This window comes from Limnospira sp., from assembly GCF_051859755.1.
Lineage (GTDB): Bacteria > Cyanobacteriota > Cyanobacteriia > Cyanobacteriales > Microcoleaceae > Limnospira > Limnospira fusiformis.
On the sequence record NZ_JBIMLI010000202.1, the window covers coordinates 1 to 5,701 of the forward strand.

Annotated in this window: 5 protein-coding genes; 4 read left to right on the forward strand and 1 reads right to left on the reverse strand. The window is 46.2% G+C overall.

The annotated features are described in order from the left end of the window. Positions 1-636: 636 nt before the first annotated feature. The 4 genes from ACTIE0_RS22235 to ACTIE0_RS22250 all read left to right on the forward strand — a co-directional run bounded on the left by ACTIE0_RS22235 (position 637) and on the right by ACTIE0_RS22250 (position 4,834). A complete protein-coding gene (locus tag ACTIE0_RS22235; RefSeq protein ID WP_231296401.1) occupies positions 637-777 on the forward strand; it encodes a hypothetical protein in 141 nt (46 codons plus the stop codon). Between the two features lie 148 nt (positions 778-925). Next, positions 926-2,674, forward strand: coding sequence for a bifunctional 3,4-dihydroxy-2-butanone-4-phosphate synthase/GTP cyclohydrolase II (gene ribBA / locus ACTIE0_RS22240; protein WP_006626270.1), 1,749 nt, complete (start codon positions 926-928; stop codon positions 2,672-2,674). A 293-nt stretch (positions 2,675-2,967) separates the two neighbouring features. After that, positions 2,968-3,252 carry a photosystem I reaction center subunit PsaK gene (gene psaK, locus ACTIE0_RS22245; RefSeq protein WP_006626271.1) on the forward strand — a complete coding sequence of 95 codons (285 nt, stop codon included), beginning with the start codon at positions 2,968-2,970 and terminating at the stop codon, positions 3,250-3,252. 376 nt (positions 3,253-3,628) lie between these two features. Further along, positions 3,629-4,834, forward strand: a complete 1,206-nt coding sequence (locus tag ACTIE0_RS22250) for a site-2 protease family protein (RefSeq protein WP_006626272.1) — start codon at positions 3,629-3,631, stop codon at positions 4,832-4,834. Here the strand turns inward: ACTIE0_RS22250 and ACTIE0_RS22255 are convergent. Beyond that, complete coding sequence (locus ACTIE0_RS22255; RefSeq protein ID WP_006626273.1) at positions 4,819-5,556, reverse strand: lipoate--protein ligase family protein; 738 nt, start codon at positions 5,554-5,556, stop codon at positions 4,819-4,821. The genes ACTIE0_RS22250 and ACTIE0_RS22255 overlap by 16 nt on opposite strands. Between the last annotated feature and the right edge of the window lie 145 nt (positions 5,557-5,701).

The window sequence follows — 5,701 nt, forward strand, 5'->3', positions numbered from 1 at the left end:
TTTCCAAGTGTTTGCAGAATCACATTGGTGGCATTTGGTATTTTATCCATCACTACAACGCATCATTACCTCTTTAGTACTACCATGAATACCTCGACCAGATACCCAGAGCCTTAGAGGGGTTAAAACGTTCTGTTTATATGGGCATTCCATCTTTAGATTTTTCCTATCCACCGGGGTACTTTTAAAGGTCTATGTAGGTGTCTCATCCAAACCCCTACTTTTCCCCTTGCCCTTTTGGGTGTAGCGTTTCAACCTATTTCGCTACCTGCTCATTGCGATGGTTCAAGTCAGACATTCAGATTTCCTTAATCATGGATGGTTGGCAGTGGTCGCGTCTTGATAGTAGGTTTGATCTCACGCCTTCCGTTCCCCGCTTTAGTCCTAGAGTTATGAGTTCTCAAACCGGGGGTGGCTATCGCCGTTACCCTCAACGTTTGTTACAAAACTGTTAAGAATTGTAACAACGTATGTTGACCCTGGGTTCCTTGCCTGGTTTTGGTATCAAAATGATACAAAAAGTCGGGACATATAAACAGTTATGAGGTCGCTCAGGGGAGACTCCCTTATATCCAACCAAGGGGCTGGAACCCTCACGCTTGCTGTTATTTCAAGCATTCATTGCAGCTCTATTTGATGCCTAAACGTCTCGCACGGATTACTAGAGCGTACCACAAAGGGAACAAAGTATCTGGGGCGGCGCTCAAGGCTGCCAGGAATGCCACATCCAGAAAGCAGGCTGAGACTTTGTTTAAGGCTCTGTGGGATATGCGATAATCCTACTTTAAAGGTTGGCTTATAAAGGCCCCGCTGATTTGTTGGTCAAGCGGGGCTTTTTACTGTTGAAAGTTTGAGTGTAGGATAGAAAAACAGTTAGAATGGTTAATCAGCTTGTTCCAAGACTTATAGCTAATTTTAGGATTCCGTGACCGAACCAACTTCCACCCCCCCTTTTAAATTCGATCCCGTTGAAGATGCTTTAGCCGACTTGAAAGCCGGACGCTGTATCGTGGTTGTGGACGATGAACACCGGGAAAATGAAGGTGATCTCATCTGTGCAGCTAATTTTGCTACGCCCAACCTGATTAATTTTATGGCGGTGGAAGCCAGAGGATTAATATGTTTAGCCCTAACAGGCGATCGCCTCGACCAACTCGATCTTCCCCTAATGGTGACAAAAAACACCGATAGCAACCAAACCGCCTTCACGGTCAGCATCGACGCTTCCCCCCAAATGGGAGTCAGCACCGGAATTTCTGCCGAAGATCGCGCCCGGACTATTCAAGTGGCGATCCAACCCCAGACTAAACCAGAGGATCTGCGTCGTCCGGGTCATATTTTCCCCCTGCGGGCTAAAGAAGGGGGAGTGCTAGAAAGGGCTGGTCATACAGAAGCAGCCGTAGACCTAGCGCGACTGGCGGGTTTATATCCGGGTGGGGTGATTTGCGAAATTCAAAACCCCGACGGGTCTATGGCGCGACTGCCACAATTGATCGAATATGCTAAAACCCATAATCTCAAGTTGATCAGCATTGCTGACCTAATTAGCTATCGCCTACAGCACGATCGCTTTATTATTCGCGAAGCCGTGGCCAAACTTCCCACCCAATTCGGGGATTTTCTCATTTATGCCTATCGTAACACCCAGGATAATAGCGAGCACGTCGCCCTCGTCAAAGGAGATCCGGCTACATTTGGTGATATTCCGGTCATGGTTAGGGTTCACTCTGAATGTCTAACGGGGGACGCTTTCGGTTCTCTACGCTGCGACTGTAGGATGCAACTGCAAACGGCCTTAAAAATGATTAACCATGCTGGAGCTGGGGTGGTAGTTTATCTCAAACAAGAAGGGCGCGGTATTGGTTTAATCAATAAACTTAAAGCCTATTCTCTGCAAGATATGGGGCTGGATACCGTCGAGGCTAACGAACGCCTCGGCTTTCCCCCTGACCTACGCAATTATGGCATGGGGGCGCAAGTTCTTAATGATATTGGTGTCCGACAGATCCGCCTAGTCACTAATAATCCTCGTAAAATTGCGGGACTCAAGGGTTATGGTATTGAGATTGTCGATCGCGTCCCATTATTGATTGAGGCCACCGATTATAATTCTGTGTATCTGGCAACTAAGGCACAAAAATTAGGTCATCTTTTACTGCAAACCTATTTGGTTACAGTGGCGGTTAAATGGCATCATTCACCCCAAGCCACTTGGGAAGCAGCAGAGGAAATGGGGGAAACTTTTATCCCTTCTACTATGTCGGTCCTCAAGTCGGCAGCGGAACTTTATTCCTATGGCGATCGCATGGAAAAGTTACAGAATATCGCCCATACTTATGACCTGCTAATTCAGGAAGAAACTCGTCCCGTCGCTGTGGCTTTATTTGGTCAAGCAGACCTAGTTTTTCATCTCGGTCTTGATCAACCATTATTGGCATCACCCGACTGGTATCAATATCCTGACCATCCCTATGTCAATGCTATCCAACAGATACTTGATCATATTGTCGCTTTACCAGATTTGCAAAGGTTGGAGTTTCTAATTGCTTCCGGCAATGACCCTTTAACCAGTCTCAAGGGGCAATTAAAACGTCAGGCTTTCCCCTTTTCCAGCCTTCCTGGTTCTTTATGCTACGCCCGTGAGTTGCAAACAATTTATAGTTTTTCATGGTAAGTAATTCCCTGGGGCTAATCAACCCTCATTTAACATACCTAATGCCATCATAACTTAACCTTGATTAGCAATTAACTACCTGGTCTCAGCGCCAGGTTTGTTAATTTTTAAAACAAAACCTTGCCCCTCCGCATTTTTGAGATATAATGGGCGACATTTTTTGAGTGATTCCTATCAAGACCAGTTCCGATAATTAGCCTTAGCCAGAGACTTTGAGGAATTGGGGCTTGCCGATTTTACCAATTACATATTAAAATGCTGTTTACTAAAAATCTGAGATTTAGGAGCAAAAAATGAGCAATTTAAACCTGTTTTTGGGCGTGCAAAGTACAACGGGTCAGACTGTTGAGTGGTCTTTTAGCGTGGCAATTATCATGATTTTGTGCAATGTATTTGCCATTGTCATTGGTTATTATGGCATCTCTAAAGAAAATCGTGGCAAAGGTCCCGCCCTTCCCGTTTCCTTACCCCGCATTTTTACTGGGTTTGGTTTTCCCGAACTCCTCGCCACCGCCAGCTTAGGCCATCTCCTCGGTGCAGGTGTCATCCTCGGCTTGGCTAATGCTGGAGTCCTGTAGTAGCCATAGTTAGTCACCAACAAGCAGTAATGGGAGCATTTTGCTCCCTAATTTCCTGGTGTGATAGCCAAGGTTAATTACCCCTTAACTGTGGGTAAATACAATTAAAATTAACCCTTTACCAACCTTACTTAACTCAAGTTGGCGATCGCCTAAACATTCACCGCATCTTCCTGTAGCCTTAATTGCTCAATTAACCCTATTGACTCCCCATGGCTTGTACAGCAGGGGTGAGGCCATAACTCGTAACTATAGCCAGCTTTTTCTGGGTTAAATGTATCTGTTACACTGGAAGAGGGGGAAAGTAATTAACCCCCCGGTAAAGATAACGTATACCTTGTCTGTAATCACGGCAAGGGATTCAAGGGAGGGATTCATGCAGGCAGGTTGGCGGATAGGAACGATATTTGGTATTCCACTGTATATCGACTCCTCATGGTTTGTCATCGTCGTGTTGGTGACATTACTCAATAGTCAGGAATATTTGCAATGGGGAGAACTATTATCCTGGGGCGCAGGTTTAGCAGTCGCGCTGCTGCTGTTTGCTTCTGTTCTCCTCCACGAGTTAGGACACAGCTTGATTGCCAAATCCCAAGGCATTCAGGTCAATTCCATCACCCTATTTTTGTTTGGAGGTATTGCCTCCATTGAGAAAGAATCAAAAACACCCGGTCAGGCTTTCCAAGTAGCGATCGCCGGTCCCCTAGTCAGTTTAGCCCTATTTTTTCTACTAACCGCATTAGCCCAAAGTTTACCAGAACCCAACCTGGTGCGAGAAATTGCCCAACGGATTGGGGAAATTAACCTAGTCCTAGCCATATTTAATTTAATACCCGGTTTACCCCTAGACGGTGGACAGGTACTAAAAGCCACAGTTTGGCAGATTACCGGAAGTCGGTTTGCTGGAGTACGTTGGGCCGCCAGAAGCGGACAATTTCTGGGTTGGGGGGCAATTTTCCTAGGTCTATTTGCCCTATTCGCAGGCAATAACTATAGCGGTTTGTGGATTGCCTTAATTGGTTTGTTCGTCATCCGTAACGCTAGTTCCTACTCGCGAATGAGCGATTTGCAGGAAGTCTTGCTCAAAATTCAAGCTAGTGATGTGATGACCCGTGAATTTAGAGTCATTGATGCCGAGATGACCCTGCGACAATTTGCCGATGATTATTTGATTTGTCCCTCCTCCATTCCAGTATTTTTTGCCGCCTCGTCCGGTCGCTATCGGGGGTTAGTGTCTGTGGACAAGTTGCGAATGGTCGAACGTAGTCAATGGGAAACGCAGACCTTGCATGATATTGTCACACCTCTAGATCAGTTAATTGCAGTCCCAGAAAAAGCCCTACTGGTGGAAGTAATTAACCAAATGGAATCCCAAGGACTTCCTAGAATCACAGTTTTATCCCCAGCCGGAGCCGTCTCAGGCATAATAGATCGTGGGGATGTCGTTAGGGCCGTGGCTAAATCTCTCAGAGTTCCTATTCCCGAAGCTAATATTAAACGGATCAAAGAAGATGGTAGTTATCCCCCTGGACTTCCCCTAGATGCGATCGCTAAAACCGCCGCCTCCTACACCGAGAATTGAGGCGCAAATTTGGCGATCTGATCCCATTCAGCCTCCGTTAAGGGTTGGGTGTCTAATTGAATCCCAAAGCTATCCGTAGCCGCCATAATTAAAGCATCTATGACAGTTTGTAATTCCATAGATAGCAATGGTGGGGATGCCATAGCAGTCCCAAATACTTGGGATTGTAGACCCGGGTCAGGAGTTAAACGCATAGACCCATGTTGAAGCACCGCCCGACCCCGACACAGTTGAGCGCTACCAATCAGTTTATAACCATTGTCTAGGACTAAATCCGCTCCGGTTGCTGTCCCAAAACAGTCAGGATGATGAATATAGCCCCGTCCCGCAGAACCATAATCGAGATGAAATCCTAGACTTCGCCATCCCCTCACTAAAAACTCGCTAATGTATTGGTAAATTTGCGATCGCGATCCAGACAACCCCGAAGTCACCACCGCATAAGTCAGATCCCCTTGATGCAGTACCCCCCGTCCTCCACTAGGGCGGCGCACCAATTCAATAGGCTGATTCTGCCATTGCAAATCATGCCAAAATTCCGGCCAGCGCCGTTGATGATAACCCAGAGAAATGGCTACAGGTTGCCAAGTATAAAACCGCAATGTCGAGGGATGACAACCTTGATCATGTTGTGATAGCAACCAGCTATCTATCGCCATTTGCAGCCGCCCCGAAGCCTCAGTCAGAGGGATTAAACGCCAGACAGAACTATCAGTAGACATAACTACATATACCTATACCCCCTTTCACAGATTGATGCTGTGCCCATCTCAGAGTTACCCATAAGGTAGGGAGCATGATTTAATCTCAAATTAGGTTAATATTTTAGGGCAATATGGTATAAGAAGCGAGAAGAGTTGAGGATAA